This is a genomic window from Lacihabitans sp. LS3-19, from assembly GCF_024343575.1.
Taxonomy (GTDB): domain Bacteria; phylum Bacteroidota; class Bacteroidia; order Cytophagales; family Spirosomataceae; genus Leadbetterella.
Genome location: NZ_RJUA01000023.1, coordinates 22,277 through 41,480, shown reverse-complemented (window position 1 = coordinate 41,480; position 19,204 = coordinate 22,277). Strand labels below are relative to the sequence as shown.

Below are 19,204 nucleotides of genomic sequence, written 5' to 3'. Positions count from 1 at the left end.
ATTCCAGAAATATTTGAGATTTAATATGCAATTACCGAAAGGTATTAAAAAAAGAAAATCTCCAAATATTGGAGATTTCTTTGTTCACTAGGATTATTAGTTTTATTGCACTTAAGCCAACTCATTTACAGTCGAAACTATAGCTACATACTTCGACACTTGTTTTACCATTTCTCAAGGAAACAGTCTCGGATTGAATTGGTAATCCGCTATTATTATATAAATAATCAATTTGAGTCTCTTGGTCTACTTTTCCTTTATCATTATACACTTTTCCAGAGATCATGTTGTTTTCTCCGAAATACGAAAAGAAATTGTTGGCAATACCTACAAAACCAAGAGCGGCTGTTTTATACACGTCAGGGAAAAACTGTTTTTTATCGTCATATTTTTCACCTACAAATGCTAAAGTTTCTAATTCATCATTTATAGATGAATACACTTTTGCAACGTTATTGTTTGCATATTCTAACCTTGTTTTGCCAGAAACTTTTCTTCCAAACAACTCTACAGTCGTTTTTATACTTGAAAGGTTATTTTTCTCATTATATGAAAATTCGTTGGTCATAAACTGAATTCCATTAATTGACACATTGCTTTTAGTGATAATATTGTTGGTTCCATAATCGAACTTAACAATATATTTTTCTGAAGAGGCCTCCGTGGTAATCTCCATAGATTCCGCCAAGTTTTTGTTGTTGTATCTAAAAATTACAACCGTTGGGATAGAGTCTTTACTGAAAACCCGTATGAGTTTACTACCTACCCACTCGTAGTTTCTTATGTTTCCAGTAGGCCCATCTATCGACAAAAGTGGACATTTGGTGTTCTGGATAGCGGGATTGTTGTTTTTCTTTTTACAAGAAAAAATAATTGTAGAAAGTAACAACAGTCCAAAGAATAGTATAGAATTCTTTTTCACTTTAATAATTTTTATAGATTCACTCAATAGATTGATTAAGTAGTTACAAAAACTATACCGTTTGATAATGTTTTATGAAAAAGAAATTATTTGATGGGATGATATGTAGTGTAAGTGCTTGTTTATTAGGAAAGTAAATGATTTTACTTTTAGTGAAATTTTGAATGTTTTTTGTAATTAGGAAATTCTAAATTGCCACCTTTTAAAAATATTATTGACTTAAAAAATAATCTAAAGGTGTTATTATAGGCTTGTCAAATTCCGTGCCATAATTTCAGAAGTGATTTTAGCGGAAGACAAAGCCAGAGGAATACCTCCTCCTGGATGCACGCTTCCACCTACAAAATATAGATTTGGGATTTTTCTTGAGAAATTTGGATGTCTTAGAAATGCTGAAAATCTGTTATTAGAGCTGTTACCATATAATGCTCCTTGACTACTCGAAGTATTTAATTCTATTTTTATCGGATCCAATATTTTTTCGGTAACTATTAATGCTTCAATGTCAGTTTTCAATACTCTATTTATTTTTTTTATTATAGATTCTCTAGTATTTTTTATTATTTCTTTCCAGTCCTGGCCAATATTCGATGGAGCATTTATAAGAATAAACCAGTTTTCGCAGCCATCTGGAGCGTCTGACGGTATATGTTTGCTTGTAATGTTTATATAGATTGTTGGGTCTTTATAAATATCTTTCTTTTCGAATTGGTGTTTAAATTCTGTTTTATAATCCTCAGAAAATAGTATATTGTGTAAACCTAATTCTTTGAATTCTCTTTTTATACCCCAATAAAATATCAGAGCAGAGCCACTTTTTTCTTGGTTTAAGAGTTTTTTGGGTGGGTTTATATTTGGTAAAAGTTTTAAATAAGTTGGCGTAACGTCCATATTGCTTACAATAGCATCGAAAGGCCCGAAATTTTGTTTTTTTGATTGTAATGATTCTGCTTTTTTGCCATTTAAAATTATTTCTTCGATTTTGGTGTCAAAATGAAAAACTACGCCTAAGTCTAAAGCCAATCGGTAAAGTGATTCTGAAATTTGAAACATTCCTTTTTTTGGAAGGTACGCTCCAATGTTGTATTCTAAATGTGGAATGATGCCCATGGTAGCGGGGGTAAGAAAAGGGCTTGATCCATTGTAAGTTGCGTATCTGTTGAATAATTGGATGGTTTTTGGGTTTTGGAAATAACCAGAGTTTAAATCATTGAAACTGTTAAAAATGCCGAGTCTGAAAACGTTTAAATAGCCTATGATAGCTTTTTTGGAAAGCCAAGTTGATATTTTATGTAAACTTTTAAACATAAAAAGCTCGCTGAGTATTTTATATTTAAAAGCACTTTCGGAAAGGTATTTTGTTATTTTCGAGTACTTTTCACCAAGTATCTCGCTTACATCTTTGTCGAATTTTTCTAAATCACTTGTTACGTTTAACCTTGTCTGGTCTTCCCAAAAATATCTACATACCTCAGAAAGTTTCTCATATTCAAAGAAATCTGCTGGGTTTTTATTTGCTGCAATAAATAATTCATCAACAAGAGTAGGCAGTGTGAAAAGTGATGGGCCGGTGTCGAATCTGTAACCGTTTTCCGTCATTTCTCCGATTTTCCCACCTGGTGTAGAATTTGCCTCAAAAACTTCAACTTTATGGTTTTGAAGAGCAAGCCTTATTGCGACTGCCAAGCCACCTGGACCGCTACCAATTACCCCAATTTTTTTCACAGATTTCACTTATTTTTTTATTTAAAACTAATAGATTTATGGATTGTTTTTGGAAATATAAAATTTCTAGATTTTTATAAATTTACATAAATATTAGAGTTTAAAGCCTGTTTATACAAAGTTTTTGGGTAAATTGCGAAATATTTAGAATAAACCTTAAAAGGAATTTTTTTCGTATCCCATGGCCAAAATATTAGTAATAGATGATGAAAAAACAATTCGAGATGCCTTGAGAGACATTCTCGAATATGAAGGTTATGACGTAGACGAAGCCAAAGATGGACAGGAAGGTCTTGATATGGTTCTTGCTAGCCTTTATGATGTGGCCCTTTGTGATATTAAGATGCCAAAAATGGACGGATTGGACGTTCTGTTGAAAGCCAAAGAAGAAGGTGTAATTACACAATTTGTTATGGTTTCTGCTTTTGGAAATGTCGAAAATGCCGTAGAAGCTACAAAAAGGGGGGCCTTTGATTTTATCACTAAGCCACCAGATTTAAATAGATTGTTGGTAACTGTTAGAAATGCGATTGAAAAAAGTAATGACGTTGAAGTTATCAAAACCCTTAAGAAAAGAGTATATAAACTTAATGAGATAGTAGGGGAGTCGCCTTTGATTCAAAAAGTTAAAGACACAATAGATAGAGTTGCACCAACTGAAGCAAGGATTTTGGTGACTGGACCTAACGGATCGGGTAAAGAGATGGTGGCTAAGCAGATTCACGAAAAAAGCAATCGATTAAAGAAGCCTTTGGTTGAAGTAAACTGTGCTGCTATTCCTTCTGAATTGATTGAAAGTGAGTTGTTTGGGCATGAAAAAGGTGCTTTTACTTCTGCAATTAAGCAGCGTATAGGTAAGTTTGAGCAAGCAGACAATGGAACACTTTTCTTAGACGAAATCGGTGATATGAGCCTTTCGGCACAAGCTAAAGTATTGAGAGCTTTGCAAGAAAACAAAATCACTAGAGTAGGTGGAGAGAAAGAAATAAAAATTAATGTAAGGATAATAGCAGCGACCAATAAAGACCTTAAAAAAGAGATTGCGGAAGGTAACTTCCGTGAAGACCTTTATCATAGGTTGAACGTAATTCCGATTTATGTTCCGCCATTGGCTGAGCGTAGAGAGGACATTCCGTTATTAGCTGAGAAGTTTTTGGGCGATGTTGCTGAAGAATATGGTGATCAGCCGAAGACTTTTTCTTCAGATGCAATGGATTACATGAAAAACTTGCCATGGACTGGTAACGTGCGTGAATTACGCAACGTAGTTGAGCGTTTAGTGATTATGTGTGATGCAACAATTAGTGTGGACGAGGTTAAGTTATACGCTGGTTTAGGATTGTGATAAAAATTAGAATATAAAAAAAAAGAGTCGCTTACGACTCTTTTTTTGTGCTCAATATTTCAAAATTACGGGTCCTAGTAGTCCAGAGTATACTGGTTTCCAATTGGATGCATTAAAAGGTTTGTACTGAATATCTACCATATTGATATCATAGAATTTTTTCCAATTGACTTTTTGTTTATCTAAGTAAATCATTCTATTGGCTGATACATTTCGAACTTCTATTTTTAGCTCATTTTTTTCTTTTAAGATATATTGTGGAATAGATAGTTCAAAAGGTAAAGACCAAGCTATTCCTATTTCAATTCCATTGATGGACACCTTCGCTGATTCTCTCACATCTCCAAGTGATAATAATGCAGGTTTATTTATCGCATCTTTTCCAAGTTCAAAAGTTGTAGTGTATTCTCCGATTCCGCTAAAGTAATGTGCAAGCGTGTCAACTGTTTCAGTCCAAGACTTTAGCTCAGTATAGCTTTGGTTATGAGGCATAAATGGTTCTCCTTCTTTAAAAGTCAAGGTCCAATTTCCACTGATTTGTTTACGGTTTTTAAACTCCATAAAGTCGGTTTTTTCGAGATTCTCAGCTTTGTTTGAGAAAATAAAAAAAGTGCTTTTCCCAGAAGGTAAGTAGATGTTTATCAGCGTTTTGTTGTTTTTTATGACAAAGTCAATTTTGTTTTTTACGCCTGAAATTGCATCAAAAAGATAAACGTTTTTTGCAGTAGTGTTAAATTCAATATTTCCTACATTGAATTTGGTGTTTTGGTTTGCCAGAAAATATATAGTTTCGTCACTTGTTTTCTTTCTCAAAAATTGTAATCCAGTTTGAGAAAGAGATTCTTTTTTGATATTATATTTCTTTAAATTTTCAATAATATTCGTTGAGACGAAAGGTTTTAGATTTTTTATTTTCTGTTCGAATAGTTTTTGATTTTGCTGCCAATCAAGCAATCCCGAGACTTTCTGTGGGGTTTTGTTTAGGATTATTGTTTTCAAACCAATTTTAGATAGGGAAACAATATTATCTAAAGTTCCCATAGGGAAGTATTCAGTTTCTGGAATTACAATCGCTTTGTAGTTAAAATTTCCAATACCGAAACCACCGTTTTCTTTTTTTAGTTCAGCTATTTGTCTGTCAGAAATGAAATCAAACTGATAACCATTTTCATTCAATTGTTTTATGATTTCTCTATATTCAGGTGTGAAAAGCCCATTTTTTTCAATATTATGAACATCTATCAAGTGCAGGTTTTCTTTTGCTTCGTGCCAAAGGTCATGAATGGGCAAATAAAGCAAAACTTGGTTGTCTGGCTGAGAATTTTGTAGAAGTGTTTGGGCGTTTTCTATGTATTTATTTAACAAAGGCAGCTCTTTATAAAAATGGCTATTTTGATTAAAGTTAGTAGAAGCATAAAACAACCAGCCAGGAAATCCCGCTGAATGCGGAGAGTAAGGTATGCCATGATAAAAAACATGGTTTATGCCACCTAAAAAAGATTCATCAATGATAGGTTTAATTTGTGCTAAAGATACCTTGAAATGATTGCCTAGCCAGGTAGCAGTTTCGGAAGATACCAGTTTTTTACCCAATAAATGTGCTGGGGAAGAAGCGAGCTTTAAAACCGAAAGGTTAGGTTTGCCAAACTGTTTCTCAGAATAATCAGGGTCTTGTCTGTAGTTTTTTATATCGTATGGTTTTGAACCAAAAAATTCAGATTCGGGTACGTCTGAAGCTGCATACAAGTCCAATATATTCGCCGGTGAACCGTGAGATTCATTTCTGTTTATTTTATTGAATTTATGGGCAAAATCCGTAAATGAAGTAGTAAATCCATCCAATAGCAAATCTGAAATTGTCTCTTGGTAATCATGCCAAATTTGTTTGTCGACTTCTGTTAAGTTTTCAGTTTTCGTTAATGAACTCAAAAAAGGTTGGAGGTCGTATTTTCGATATGCTTTAAATTTTTCCAAGAAGTTTTCAGTCCAGTTTGCTCCATAAACTTCGTAAGAATCGCTATAGAAAGCTCTCACTCTAATGTTTTCTTTTGAAAAAACTGAGTCGAATACTGCAAAATACTTTTCAGTTGCTTCTTTGCTGAAATGGTCTAAAACAAGCCCTTCGCCACCAGGAGCGGCTCTTTTTACTTTTTGATTGGTGTTTTTGAAACTTGCATTGAAATTCCCCGAACTGTCTTTATCTAAAATTAGCGACTTAGCGGCCATCTCTTTGGTAACGTTTTTTCCTCCAAAAGGCCAGCCAGTTCCAAGCGACATATCTATTCCTAAACCAAGTTCCCTGGCAGTCTCCGTACAAAATTTTAAATGCTCAATATATTTTGGACTTAAATAATACAGGAAATTATCCTCTTCTCCTTTTACGCCATATATCGGGATTATGTGCAATCCTCCAAAACCTGCGTCGGCGTATGATTGCAAATTGGCTTTTAAATCGCTTTTATTTACAGCACTTCCCGGCCACCACCAATAAGCCCATGGTTTAGCAGTGTTTTGAGCAATTGTTTTTAGAGAAAATAATACTAGGATTAAAATTAATTTACAGTCTTTCATCAGGTTAGGTTGATTACAGTCGTAAATATAAAGAATGGATTTTTAATTACTGTTCTTTAGTGTCATGCTGGGTGCTTTTGGTGAATCTATGGGATTGATATTACACACGGATGTTACGGATTTGGCACGGATTTCTATTTATTTTGGCTACTAAATTTCATAAGGGATCAAAATTAGGTAGATTAATAAAGGAAAGAAATTGTGTTAATTCGTGTCCAATCCATCCAATCTGTATTCTAATCAATATATCCCAAATCCAAAAAACTTAATACTCAAACTCCCCAAACTCACTAGAAATTGTCAGTTTCTTAACATCCGAAGCTTCAACTCTCCCTACAATTTGAGCTGGAATACCAAAGCTTTCTGAAATTCTGATTATTTCTTCAGCGTGTTCTGGAGATATGTAAACCTCTAATCTGTGGCCCATATTGAAAACTTTGTACATCTCTGACCATGAAGTACCTGATTGCTCTTGAATAAGTTTGAAAAGCGGTGGTATTGGGAATAAATTGTCTTTTATAATATGGACATTGTCTACAAAATGTAAAACTTTGGTTTGTGCACCTCCGCTACAGTGAACCATTCCATCTATTTTGCCTTTCAGTTTTGCCAATATTTCTTTTACAATAGGTGCATAAGTTCTTGTTGGTGAAAGGATTAGTTTTCCGACATTTGCAACTAGGTTATCTTCTACTTCGATTTTATCTGTTAAAACTTTTGAGCCACTGTAGACAAGTGAACTGTGAATGTCAGCGTCATAGCTTTCTGGATATTTCTCCGCATATTGAAAATCCAGAACATCGTGCCTTGCCGATGTAAGACCATTGCTTCCCATGCCTCCGTTGTATTCGGTTTCATAGTTGGCTTTTCCATAAGATGCCAATCCTACGATTACATTTCCGGGTTTGATATTGTCGTTTGAGATTACATCTGCTACTTTCATTCTGGCTATTACTGTGGTGTTTACAGTGATAGTTCTTACTAAGTCACCAACATCTGCTGTCTCTCCTCCTGTGCTATATATTTCAACGCCATTCTCTCGAAGCATTTCTAATACTTCCTCACTTCCGTTTATTATTTCAGCTATTACTTCACCTGGTATTTTTCCTTTATTTCTGTCTATTGAAGACGACATTAATATTGGTCCAGTAGCTCCCACACAAAGGAGGTCGTCGGTATTCATTATTATAGAATCTTGTGCAATTCCTTTCCATACAGACAAGTCTCCAGTTTCTTTCCAATACAAATAGGCCAATGAGGTTTTTGTGCCAGCACCGTCAGCATGCATTATGTTACAGTAATCTACATCGCCACCTAAAATATCCGGAGAAATTTTGCAAAAAGCCTTAGGAAATAATCCTTTATCCAGTTTTTCGATGGCTTTGTGAACATCTTCTTTTGAGGCGGAAACACCCCTTTGCATATAACGGTCTGACATAGTAATGTATTAAAAGTCGCAATTTACGGATTTTTGGGGAAGAAATTCGGAATTCAGTTTATGAGTTTTTGATAAAAGCTTCCAAAACACTTAAATGGTCTTCGAAAGCCTTACGGCCATCAGCCGTGACGAGGTATAATGTGTTAGGTTTTCTGCCAATAAATTCTTTTTGAACAGATAGATAACCAGCTTCTTCTAAGGCTTTTACATGTGTTGCCAAGTTGCCATCGGTTAGATTCAATAGTTCTTTGAGTGAATTAAAATTCACAGACTCATTGACCATCAAAACCGACATGATGCCCAACCGAGCTTTGCTCTCAAAGGTTTTATTGAATTTTTCTAAAATCATTTATCGTATTTAAAATACATGGAGCTTCCATATAATATATGTAAAACCCCAAATCCTACTACCCAAAACAAAAAAGTATATCCTACAAATATAACACTTAAAAGTCCTAACACTATTTCTAATAAACCTAAGTAAAATACATCTCGGACAGTATAATTAGAAGCGAATATTAGAGCTAATCCATAAAATATTAATGTGGATGAAGCAGCCATCCAAAGCATGTTTTGCTGTACCAATGCCAAAGAAAATAAAGCTCCTGTTACTAGCGGAATACTCAAGTTTAGTAGCAGTTTTTTGGATAGATTATTCCAAATTTTTTCATTTGACTTTTTTGCTTTTCTCACTGTAAAATAAATTCCAGAAATCAAGGCTCCAATTAATGTAAAGCAAGCAACTTGAAATACAAACATTTTGAAGTCTGTTCCTTGCAAAGCTGCATCAAAAATGCCTTTAGGGTTAGAATTGTTGGTAATTTCTACTTTTTTTGCATAAACAAAATAAGCTCCAACTAAGGCAATTATTCCTGCTGAAATACCTGACAAGCCACTAAGTGAAAGGAATTTAGAGGAACGTTCCATTAAAGAACGGATTTCTTTTAGATTTTCTAAATGCTCATTCATATTTTGAACAATTTTGGAATAAAAACTATACCACCGGCCACTGCCGAAGCTATGGCTAAAAATAAAACGCCAGCTGCAGACATATCTTTAATCGTTTTGATAATAGGGTCTTTTTCTGGGCTAATTTTATCGCAAATTTTCTCAATTGCCGAATTAAAAGCTTCCCCTGACCACACCAATGCTATCGAAAAAACAATTATAAGCCACTCATTAATATTTATTTTTAAATAAAAACCAGCGGATATTACCAATACAGTCGCCAAAAAGTGGAACTGAGCATTATTTTCGTTTTTTACTAATGACCAAATACCTGCAAGTGCATATTTGAAGCTTTTTAGCATTTTAATCCAATTCATTTTTTACAGATATTAGATTGTAAAAAGACAAATATACGCCAATTAAAACAATACTGAAAACAGCTGTGGTTTGTATTGCCAAAGGCGTTTGACTGATTTCTATGGACTGTTTTAATAAAGAAAATGGCTTAGAAAAAGCGTCCCAACTATTGAATCTCGCAAATCGACCCAAGTACAAACCGAAACCACTTAAAATCATGCTCAAAACCACGAAAAACCAAGCTTTGAAATTTCCAACTAATTTTTGAAGAAGTGTCTGGAAAATGAAAATTGAGTATAGTCCAACACATAAACCAGTTAGTGCAGTGACGAATATGCCTACAGAGTCAAACCAGAGTAGGTTTTTCGGTAAATGGCCCAAATGCATTAAGTCGGTAATGATATAAGGTGAGTTTGGAAAAAACAAAAGCCATGCTATCATGAATGTATAAATAATTAATCTGGCAATCGGTTTTTTTGAGTCAAACAACTCGAAAGTTTTTTTTGCTAATAAAATGAAAAATAAAGGAGTAATAGCTAAGAATAGATTCCAAACTAAAAATAGCCCAATAAACGATCCTGTTATTTTTACTCTTATCATTAAAAGTATAAAGCACAGAAAACATAGAATCAAGACACTTACAGTAGGTTTGCTTGGACGTAAATTCATTATTATGTAATTAAAAAGTACTTTGTAGTTCAAAGTAAATACTTATTCCTCTAGTTTCAAAATTTTTGACTGAAAGAATTTAGGTAATTATCAGAATTAAGGAAAACTAGAAAACTATCCTTAATTTTGCAAAAAAAAGAATTGAATGCCTAAATCGAAATTTGTAAAAGAATCCTTAACAATAATGACCGAAATGGTTATGCCAAATGATACCAATACTTTGGGTAATTTAATGGGCGGAAACCTGATGCGTATGATGGATGTTGCAGGTGCTATAGCAGCTCAAAAACACTCCAACAGAATCGTTGTAACTGCATCAGTTGATAATGTTTCTTTTGTTAATGCTATACCTTTGGGTAATGTTGTTACACTCGAGGCCAAAGTTACAAGGGCATTTAATACTTCTATTGAGGTAATAGTTAATGTTTTTTCTGAGAATATTCCAGCAGGATTAAAAGACAATACGAACCAGGCATTTTTGACTTTTGTAGCTGTTGACCAAAGCGGGAGACCCATTGAAATTGCGGAAGCCATTCCTGAAACCGATCTAGAACAAGAATTATTTGAGGGAGCACTTCGCAGAAGACAACTAAGATTGGTATTAGCAGGTCGTATGAAACCAAACGAGGCAACAGAATTAAAAGCAATTTTTGATTTATAAATAAAAGTATGGCTCAAAAAGCCTAATTTTGCAAAACTTTTTAAGGCTCCATAGTTTAATGGATAGAACGGGGGTTTCCGGTACCCTTGGTGTGGGTTCGATTCCCTCTGGAGCTACTTTTTTTTGTTTCCGGTACCTAAGGGGTGGCGGTTTGACGCTTCGCTTCGATTCCTTCTGGAGCTACAACTATTTATTCTCAAAACTTTTCTAGAATAATTAGTTTAATGGATAGAACGGGGGTTTCCGGTACCTATGGGGTGGCGGTTCGACGCTTCGATTCGATTCCCTCTGGAGCTACTCTTTTTTGTTTCCGGTACCTATGGGGTGGCGGTTAGACGCTTCGATTCCTTCTGGAGCTACTTTAATTTCGGTACCTTTGCATATGTGATTTTACTCTTCAATTTCTTTTTAATATAATTTGTATCATTATAATACTTTTTTTTCTCAAAAAAATCTCTTTCTCATCTTCGAATTATTTCCTTTTGTCAATATATAATAAATTATTTTAAAAAAATCTGCATTGATTTTTCGTTTAACAAAATAATGGTTCTATTTTTAGGGTAATAAAGATTCAACCCCAAATATATGTTAGACTTTCAGATAAAAGAGCAAGCCAATGTGTTTGATGTAGTGATTGTTGGTTCTGGTGCTGGTGGTGGCATGGCCGCTTACCAACTTACCAAAGCAGGTGCAAAAGTTTGTTTACTCGAAGCCGGTGGATTTTACGATCCAGCCGATCCAAAATATATAACTCAACTCAAAAAACCATGGGAATCCCCTCGCAGAGGTGCAGGCACTACAAGAGCATTTGGCGACTTTGACGCCGCTTGGGGCGGTTGGGAAATAGATGGTGAACCTTATACCCGTAAAAATGGAACTGAGTTTGACTGGTTTCGCTCTAGAATGTTGGGCGGTAGAACCAACCACTGGGGAAGGATTTCTTTACGTTTTGGCCCTAAAGATTTTAAAAGAAAAAGTATAGACGGATTGGGCGATGATTGGCCAATCAGTTATGATGATATCGCTCCATATTACGATGAGGTAGATAAACTTGTAGGTGTATTTGGTACTCGCGAAGGTCTTTCTAATGATCCTGATAGTATATTTTTACCCCCTCCAAAGCCCCGTTTGCATGAATTAATGCTGATGGAGGCCAATAAAAAAACCGGCGTTTTAACTATTCCTTCAAGAATGTCAATGCTTACCAAGCCAATAAATGGCCGCGGAGAATGTTTTTATTGTGGCCAATGTAGCAGAGGCTGTATGGCTTATGCAGACTTTTCTTCATCATCAGTTTTGGTTAAACCAGCAATGAAAACTGGTAACCTAACTTTGATAAACAATGCCATGGCGAGAGAGGTCCTGACAGATGAAAAAGGTTTGGCAACTGGAGTTTCGTATGTAAATAAACATACATTAGAAGAAACAACTGTGCATGGCAAAATTGTAATTTTGGCAGCAAGTGCTTGTGAATCAGCTCGTTTATTATTGAATTCAAAATCTTCAAAACATCCTAATGGTCTTGCTAATTCATCTGGAATCGTTGGCAAATATCTTCATGACAGTACAGGTGCTAGTCGTAGTGCTTTTATTCCACATTTGACAAATAGAACCAGATATAATGAAGACGGCGTTGGCGGTATGCACGTTTATTCGCCTTGGTGGTTGGATAACAGTAAACTAGATTTCCCTAGAGGATACCACATTGAGTATGGTGGTGGACAGAGAATGCCAGGCTACGGTTTTGGATTTGGGATGGAAAATGTAAACGGAAAATATCCAGACAGAAGCGGAAATATGAAAGAAGCTGGAGGATATGGAGCTGCATTGAAAGACGATTATAGATTTTTCTATGGCACTGACATAGGCATGGCAGGTAGGGGAGAAGCAATAGCAAGAGAAGACAATTATTGTGAGATTGACCCCAAAACAGTTGATAAATGGGGTATTCCAGTGCTTAGATTCAATTACAACTGGAGCGATAATGAGATAAAACAAGCCAAGCACATGCAGGACACATTTGAGGAAATAATCCATGCTTTGGGAGGAATTCCGAATGGAACTAAACCTGGTGCTGATAGTAATTACGGTTTGGCTGCTCCGGGTAGAATAATTCACGAAGTTGGTACTGTAAGAATGGGAAATGATCCGAACAAGTCGGCATTGAATAAAAATTGCCAAGCCCATGATGTTAAAAACTTATTTGTGGTAGACGGCGGCCCATTTGTTTCTCAAGCTGACAAAAACCCAACTTGGACTATTTTGGCTTTGTCACTTCGTGCCTCTGAGTTCATCATGAATGGCGTAAAAGCAAAAGATTTTTAATTAATTTTTGAAATTCCTTGAAAACGGATTGAACGTTTTTACCAAAAAAAAAGAAAAATGAAAAGAAGAGATATTCTAAAAAATATTGGTTTAGGCACTGCTGGAGTGATGGTTTCGGGTGAAACTATAGCTCAAACTAAACCAAAAGCAACTCCTTCGAAAGAAATCCCAGAAGCTGAAAATGGCAGATTGAGAGATGAGATAATTCGAGACAATAAATTAAAAGCTGAAAAGTTTTTTACAGCTCATGAATTGGCCACAGTAACTGTTTTGGTTGATATTATAATACCTGCAGATGCCAAATCGGGCAGTGCAAGCCAAGCTGGGGTTCCGGCATTTATAGAATTTATTGCTAAAGATATGCCATATCAACAAACTCCTTTAAGAGGTGGATTGATGTGGCTGGATAATGAATCCAAAAAGCAGTTTTCAAAGAAATTCGTTCAATTGTCTGCGTCAGATAGGCTTAAAATAGTGGATTTGATAGCCTATCCCGCTAAAGCTAAACCTGAACATTCGCAAGGTGTAAGTTTCTTTAATCTAATGAGAAATCTTACGGCAACAGGTTTTTTTAGTTCAGAAATAGGCATTAAAGATTTGGGCTATGCTGGAAATACACCAAACAAATGGGACGGAGTTCCGCAAGAAGTTTTAAATCAATATAACCTTAGCTACACAGAATGGGAAAAGCACTTAGCAAAATAATTCGCTTTTCTTTTTTAGTATTGTTCTTTTTTGATGTTCAGGCTCAAGCTGATTCAACAATTCTATTGGACGAAACTATAGTTAAGGGTTTCGAAACAAATCAAAGTATTCTAAAAACGGGTGCTGCAGTCTCAAAAATAGACCTTAAAACTATAGAGCGTTTCGGGAATACGAATCTTTTGCCGGTTTTTAATTCACAAGCTGGAGTTAGGTTTGAAGAAAGATCACCTGGGAGTTATAGGATTGCTATTAGAGGGAGCTCGCTTAGGTCTCCTTTTGGCGTTAGAAATGTAAAAGTATATTGGAATTCTATACCGATGTCAGATGCAAATGGTCAGAGTTATTTTAACCAATTGGATATGAATAGCATTGGGAATATTGAAATACTGAGAGGTCCTTCAGGGAGTATTTATGGTGCCGGTATAGGTGGAGTCATAAATATGCAAACCAAAACTGCAAATCCTGGAAATACAATATCAACTGGTTTACATTTAGGTTCTTACGGAACAGTTAATAGCTTTGCCGCTCTTCAAAATGGGAATTCAAAAAGTAATACTTTTATTAATTTTTCGCGATTAAAATCTGACGGTTATCGCGAAAATTCTGCTTTAGAAAAGAATACTTTAAATTTAAACCATTCATTATTTTTATCGAATAAGCACACGTTAAATATTCTTGGTTTTTTGTCAGAACTTGAATATCAAACACCAGGAGGTTTAAATTTGGCACAAAAAGACGCCAATCCTCAGGCTTCAAGACCTAAAACACCAGCTACGCCAAGTGCAATAGATCAAAAAGCAGCCATTAGACAAAAAATAGCCTTTATTGGTTTTTCTGATCAAATTGCTTTAAAAAATAGTTTTGATTTAAATTCTTCGATTTTTTACACTACCAATAAATTGGAGAATCCTTTTATTACCAATTTTGAGAAAAGGAATGAATTCTCTTTGGGCTATAGAGTTGTTTTATCCAAAAAAATAGTGGAGTTGCCTTTGAAATTTTGGTTGGGTTCAGAAGGCACAAATACAAATTCGACTTTTGCAGTTTATGACAATAATCTTGGAGTTTCTGGAGCAGGAAGATATTCAGACCAAGTAAAATCGTTTCAAAATTCTATTTTTGGTCAATTCCAATGGGTTTTGCCTCATGATATTTTTCTTACTGCAGGCTTAAGTTATAATTTACAGAGTTATGACTTTGTTCGTACGCCTTTGTCTACCAAAGAAAAGAGTATTATTGTTAATGATAAGCCAGTGGTTCCATTTACACCTAGAATCTCACTTTTGAAATCTTTCAATGATAAAAGTTCTATTTATTTTAATTTGAGCAATGGGTTTTCGGCTCCAACAGCACAAGAGTTTGTTTCAACTATCCAAACATTATCTCAAGTTCAGCTTTTGAAAGCCGAAAAAGGGATCAATAAAGAAATTGGATTTAAGTCCAACGCTCTTCCGTTTTGGAATATAGACTTGGTGCTTTTCCATCAAAATGTTAAAAATGGCCTGATTAGGAATCTGAATGCAAATGGTGATGAATATTTTACTAATTCAGGAGGATTGATTCAAAAAGGTATAGAATTTTCTAATATTTTCAAAATTGTCAAACCAAATAAAAATCAATTTTTCAAAAAGGTGGATATGGTTTTAAATTTCGTAGTTTATGACTTTAAATACCAAACCTATAGCTCAGGGAATAATGATTTTTCTGGCAATTATCTTCCAGGAGTAGCAAAATACAATACTTTTTTTAGATTAGACTTAGAACAAAGGAATGGTTTTTATATGTATTTTGACAATAATTATCTTTCTAAAATACTATTGAACGATGTAAATGATGTTTCAAGCGATAAGGCTTTAGTTTCGATTTTAAGATTGGGTTATTTAAAAGAATGGAGCAAGTCGAAACTGAAAATTTATGGTGGAATTGATAATCTGATGAATGCCAAATATTCTGCTGGATATGATTTTAATGCTTTTGGCAATCGATTCTATAATCCGGCTCCACCAAGAAACTACAACGCAGGAGTACAATTTGAAATAAAAATTAAATAAAATGCTGCGTTTTTTAATTTTAATGATGCTTTTTATGAATCATGAAATCAAACATTTTGAAATACAAGGCCACAGAGGTTGCAGAGGGCTTATGCCTGAAAATACGATCCCTGCTTTCATTAAAGCTATTGATTTAGGCGTGGAAACTTTAGAGATGGATGTGGTGATATCTAAAGATAAAAAAGTGGTGGTTTCTCATGAGCCTCAATTTAATCCAGTTTTTACTACTAAAAAAGACGGAACGCATTACCAGAAATTTGAGGATTCTAATTTGTATCAACTTACTTACAATGAAATAAAAAGCCATGATGTAGGTCTTAGAGGAAATCCGCTTTTTCCCGAACAAGAAAAAATCAATGTCTTTAAACCTTTGCTTTCTGATGTTATAAAAGAAGTAAAGGCACATTTAAAAACTAAAGGAAAATCAAGAATTGCTTATAATATTGAAATAAAAAGTCTGCCCGAAGAGTATAATAAAACTCAACCAGAGGTTAAGGAATTCGTAGATTTGGTATTGAAAGTTATTGGTAAAAACATTTCTCCAGCTGATTTGACTTTGCAAAGTTTTGATTTTAATGTTCTTCAGCATCTTAATTCGCTGAATAAAGAAAAGCATAGATTTAAAATTTCGGCTCTGATAGAACCCGAAGACAATAATGAAATAGACTTCAATATTGAAAAACTCAAATTTAAACCCGATATTTGGAGTCCGTATTTCAAAGTTCTTGATGAGGTTAAAGTGAAATATTTGCACAGCCTTGGTATTCAGGTGATTCCTTGGACAGTAAATTCGGAATCTGAAATGGAGCAAGTTTTTGATTTACAATGTGATGGATTGATTACGGATTATCCAAACAGAGCTGTGAAGTACATTAAAAAATAAATTTTAATTCCCTTGAGCGTAATTACTGAAGTTGTTGGCTTTTTTATAAAAAGGCGAAGGTCTCGGATTGAGCATTTTAAAATGTATCCAATTGAGACCCAAAGCGAAGTTTTTTTTAGCTTAATTGATAGAGCCAAATTTACCATTTTTGGAATAAAATACAGTTTTAGTTCTATAACTTCCATCAAAGATTTTCAGGAACGTGTGCCTGTCGTAAGTTACGAGGAGCATTATCCATGGATTGAAAGGGTGATGAAAGGAGAAAAAAACGTGCTTTGGCCTTCCGAAATCAATTGGTTTTCTAAGTCTTCAGGCACTACAAATGCCCGCAGTAAGTTCATTCCAGTTTCTGAAGAAGCTCTTGAAGAATGCAACTATCGCGGTGGCAAAGACTTACTCACTTTGTATTTTGAAAACAAAATAGATTCCCAGCTTTTTGATGGGAAAAGCATCTCAATTGGAGGTTCATTGAGTCCAAATCCTTTCAATACTCCTGCCATGACGGGTGATATTTCGGCTATAATTACTCGAAATATGCCAAAGTGGGCTGAAATGTTCAGAATTCCGCCTCCAGAAATTGCTTTGTTAGAGAAATGGGAGGATAAAATGAAGCTTATGATTGAGCTTTGTTCTAAAGAAAACGTGACGGGAATTGCCGGCGTACCAACTTGGACTGTAGTACTTATTGAAAGTATAATGGAAAAAATGGGAGCCAAAACGGCTCTGGATATTTGGCCAAATTTCGAAGTGTTTTTTCATGGTGCGGTTTCATTTACCCCTTATCGTAAATTATTTGGGGAAAGGCTTTTTCCAAGTTCAAACGTTAATTATTTCGAGTCATACAACGCTTCAGAAGGCTTTTTTGCTATTCAAGACGATTTTGCTTTGCAAGATCAAATGCTTTTGATGCTAGATTATGGTATATTTTATGAGTTTTTGCCTGTAGAAGAGTGGGAAAAAGAGTTCCCGAAATCATTAACTTTAGACGAAGTAGAGTTAGAGAAAAGTTATGCCATGGTAATCTCTACCAATGGTGGTTTATGGAGATATAAGATAGGAGATACCGTGAAGTTTACCTCCAAGTATCCTTTTCGGATTAAGATTACGGGTAGGACTAAGCATTTTATCAATGCATTTGGTGAGGAATTGATGGTTGAAAATGCCGATACCGCTCTTACATTTGCAGCTCAAGAAGCGAGTGTAGATTTGAAAGATTATACTGCCGGGCCAGTTTATATGGCAGATGATGCCAAAGGAGGACATGAATGGATTGTGGAATGTTCTGCAATTCCTGAAAATACCGAAAAGTTTATTAGTGATTTAGACGCCAAACTAAGAGAAATAAACTCTGATTATGACGCCAAACGTCAAAATGACATTGCATTGTTAATGCCGATTGTTCATTTTGTAGAAACAGGTACTTTTTATAAATGGATGGAAAAAAGAGGTAAATTGGGTGGTCAACACAAAGTGCCGAGATTGAGCAATTCACGCGATTATTTGGAGGAAATTCTTCAAGGATAAACATTATCATAAATGAAAGCTATCATATTGGGTTCTACTGGTCTTATTGGATCTACTTTAATATCGAAACTTGATGCCGATGCAAGTTTTACTGAAGTGATAGCATTGGTAAGAAAAAAAACGGACAAGAATTTCTCAAAAGCAAAAGAAGTAGTTTTTGACTTTGAAAATCCTACCGATTCGGTTTTTGAAGGAATTGATATTATATTTTGTTGTTTAGGAACTACAATTAAAAAAGCTGGAAGCAAAGAAGCTTTTCGAAAAGTAGATTTTGAATATCCATTGGTTACTGCTCAACTGGCTAAAAATAAAGGTGTTGGGAAATATGCCATTGTGACTGCAATGGGTGCAGATAAGTCATCTGCCATTTTTTATAACAAAGTAAAAGGGGAAATTGAGTCAGAATTGGAAAAGTTGAATTTCCCTAGTTTAGGAATATTCAGACCTTCTATGCTTTTAGGAGAAAGAAAAGAGTTCAGATTGGGCGAAAAAATAGGTCAAATGGCAATGAAGGCCTTGGCATTTCTAATTCCGGCAAATTATAAAGCCATCCAAGGCTCCAAAGTTGCCGAAGCTATGGTTAAGTTTTCGAAACAAACCCAAAATTCAGAAAAAGAAATAATATTTTCAGGAGAAATGCTTTAATCCCATTTTAGGTCTGAACCTAAAATTTCAGTATCGTCTTTTTTGTAAAACGATTTTTCATTGAATTCTTCTTCCGTGTTTTTAAATTGAGAAAAATCTACATGAGGCATTAATTCATTTTTTATATGATCTACAGTTTCTTGTAGTGCCTCCACCACTTTGTCAAAGTCTTCTTTATAAATAAATAATTTGCTTTTTTCGTAAACAAAATCCCCGTCTTTTTGAAATCTCCGGCTTTCTGTAACGGTAAGATAATAGTCATTTGAGCGTGTGGCTCTTACATCAAAAAAATAAGTTCTTTTTCCTGCCCTGATTCTTTTAGAAAAAATCTTCTCTTGCTCTTCTCTTTCCACTTTAAGTATTATTTTATGGGTTTTTTCGATTTCCAAAAATAGGTTTTTATTATTTTAAAAAAAAAATTTTCATTAGAAAAAA

At 34.7% G+C, this 19,204-nt stretch carries 17 protein-coding genes and 1 tRNA gene; 9 read left to right on the top strand and 9 right to left on the bottom strand.

Annotated elements, in window-relative coordinates; all coding sequences use genetic code 11:
• Positions 1–121 precede the first annotated feature (121 nt).
• A complete protein-coding gene (locus EGI22_RS13895; RefSeq protein WP_255069065.1) occupies positions 122–922 on the bottom strand; it encodes a hypothetical protein in 801 nt (266 codons plus the stop codon).
• A gap of 243 nt (positions 923–1,165) precedes the next feature.
• Positions 1,166–2,647 carry a 1-hydroxycarotenoid 3,4-desaturase CrtD gene (gene crtD, locus EGI22_RS13890; protein WP_255069064.1) on the bottom strand — a complete coding sequence of 494 codons (1,482 nt, stop codon included), beginning with the start codon at positions 2,645–2,647 and terminating at the stop codon, positions 1,166–1,168.
• 181 nt (positions 2,648–2,828) lie between these two features.
• On the opposite strand from crtD, the gene EGI22_RS13885 reads away from it, so the two are divergent.
• The gene (locus EGI22_RS13885; protein ID WP_255069063.1) at positions 2,829–3,992 is read left to right on the top strand and encodes a sigma-54 dependent transcriptional regulator; all 1,164 of its coding nucleotides are present in this window, start codon (positions 2,829–2,831) and stop codon (positions 3,990–3,992) included.
• 51 nt (positions 3,993–4,043) lie between these two features.
• Here EGI22_RS13885 and EGI22_RS13880 read toward each other — a convergent pair whose 3' ends face one another.
• From EGI22_RS13880 to EGI22_RS13855, 6 genes are all read right to left on the bottom strand, one after another.
• Entirely contained in the window at positions 4,044–6,563 is a 2,520-nt protein-coding gene (locus tag EGI22_RS13880; protein WP_255069062.1) for a glycosyl hydrolase, read from the bottom strand.
• 265 nt (positions 6,564–6,828) lie between these two features.
• On the bottom strand, positions 6,829–8,001 hold the full coding sequence (locus EGI22_RS13875) for an AIR synthase-related protein (protein ID WP_255069061.1): 1,173 nt from the start codon (positions 7,999–8,001) through the stop codon (positions 6,829–6,831).
• 58 nt (positions 8,002–8,059) lie between these two features.
• Entirely contained in the window at positions 8,060–8,350 is a 291-nt protein-coding gene (locus EGI22_RS13870) for a transcriptional regulator (protein WP_255069060.1), read from the bottom strand.
• Positions 8,347–8,970, bottom strand: coding sequence for a hypothetical protein (locus EGI22_RS13865; RefSeq protein ID WP_255069059.1), 624 nt, complete (start codon positions 8,968–8,970; stop codon positions 8,347–8,349). Before EGI22_RS13865 ends, EGI22_RS13870 begins: the two co-directional genes overlap by 4 nt.
• The gene (locus EGI22_RS13860; RefSeq protein WP_255069058.1) at positions 8,967–9,326 is read right to left on the bottom strand and encodes a diacylglycerol kinase family protein; all 360 of its coding nucleotides are present in this window, start codon (positions 9,324–9,326) and stop codon (positions 8,967–8,969) included. Before EGI22_RS13860 ends, EGI22_RS13865 begins: the two co-directional genes overlap by 4 nt.
• The gene (locus EGI22_RS13855) at positions 9,313–9,906 is read right to left on the bottom strand and encodes a DUF1361 domain-containing protein (protein WP_255069057.1); all 594 of its coding nucleotides are present in this window, start codon (positions 9,904–9,906) and stop codon (positions 9,313–9,315) included. Before EGI22_RS13855 ends, EGI22_RS13860 begins: the two co-directional genes overlap by 14 nt.
• Before the next feature lie 214 nt (positions 9,907–10,120).
• Here EGI22_RS13855 and EGI22_RS13850 point away from each other — a divergent pair, with 214 nt between their 5' ends.
• From EGI22_RS13850 to EGI22_RS13815, 8 genes are all read left to right on the top strand, one after another.
• A complete protein-coding gene (locus EGI22_RS13850; protein WP_255069056.1) occupies positions 10,121–10,636 on the top strand; it encodes an acyl-CoA thioesterase in 516 nt (171 codons plus the stop codon).
• A 44-nt stretch (positions 10,637–10,680) separates the two neighbouring features.
• A tRNA-Arg gene (locus EGI22_RS13845) sits at positions 10,681–10,752 on the top strand.
• A gap of 469 nt (positions 10,753–11,221) precedes the next feature.
• Positions 11,222–12,961, top strand: a complete 1,740-nt coding sequence (locus EGI22_RS13840) for a GMC family oxidoreductase (protein WP_255069055.1) — start codon at positions 11,222–11,224, stop codon at positions 12,959–12,961.
• 57 nt (positions 12,962–13,018) lie between these two features.
• The gene (locus EGI22_RS13835; RefSeq protein WP_255069054.1) at positions 13,019–13,666 is read left to right on the top strand and encodes a gluconate 2-dehydrogenase subunit 3 family protein; all 648 of its coding nucleotides are present in this window, start codon (positions 13,019–13,021) and stop codon (positions 13,664–13,666) included.
• Positions 13,642–15,717, top strand: a complete 2,076-nt coding sequence (locus tag EGI22_RS13830; RefSeq protein WP_255069053.1) for a TonB-dependent receptor — start codon at positions 13,642–13,644, stop codon at positions 15,715–15,717. The genes EGI22_RS13835 and EGI22_RS13830 overlap by 25 nt, the downstream gene beginning before the upstream one ends.
• A gap of 1 nt (position 15,718) precedes the next feature.
• The gene (locus tag EGI22_RS13825) at positions 15,719–16,600 is read left to right on the top strand and encodes a glycerophosphodiester phosphodiesterase family protein (RefSeq protein ID WP_255069052.1); all 882 of its coding nucleotides are present in this window, start codon (positions 15,719–15,721) and stop codon (positions 16,598–16,600) included.
• A gap of 12 nt (positions 16,601–16,612) precedes the next feature.
• Entirely contained in the window at positions 16,613–18,124 is a 1,512-nt protein-coding gene (locus EGI22_RS13820; RefSeq protein ID WP_255069051.1) for a GH3 auxin-responsive promoter family protein, read from the top strand.
• Positions 18,125–18,136: 12 nt separating this feature from the next.
• Positions 18,137–18,769, top strand: a complete 633-nt coding sequence (locus tag EGI22_RS13815) for an NAD(P)H-binding protein (RefSeq protein WP_255069050.1) — start codon at positions 18,137–18,139, stop codon at positions 18,767–18,769.
• Here EGI22_RS13815 and EGI22_RS13810 read toward each other — a convergent pair.
• On the bottom strand, positions 18,766–19,122 hold the full coding sequence (locus tag EGI22_RS13810; protein ID WP_255069073.1) for a DUF3276 family protein: 357 nt from the start codon (positions 19,120–19,122) through the stop codon (positions 18,766–18,768). The two genes, EGI22_RS13815 and EGI22_RS13810, sit on opposite strands and share 4 nt — an antisense overlap.
• Between the last annotated feature and the right edge of the window lie 82 nt (positions 19,123–19,204).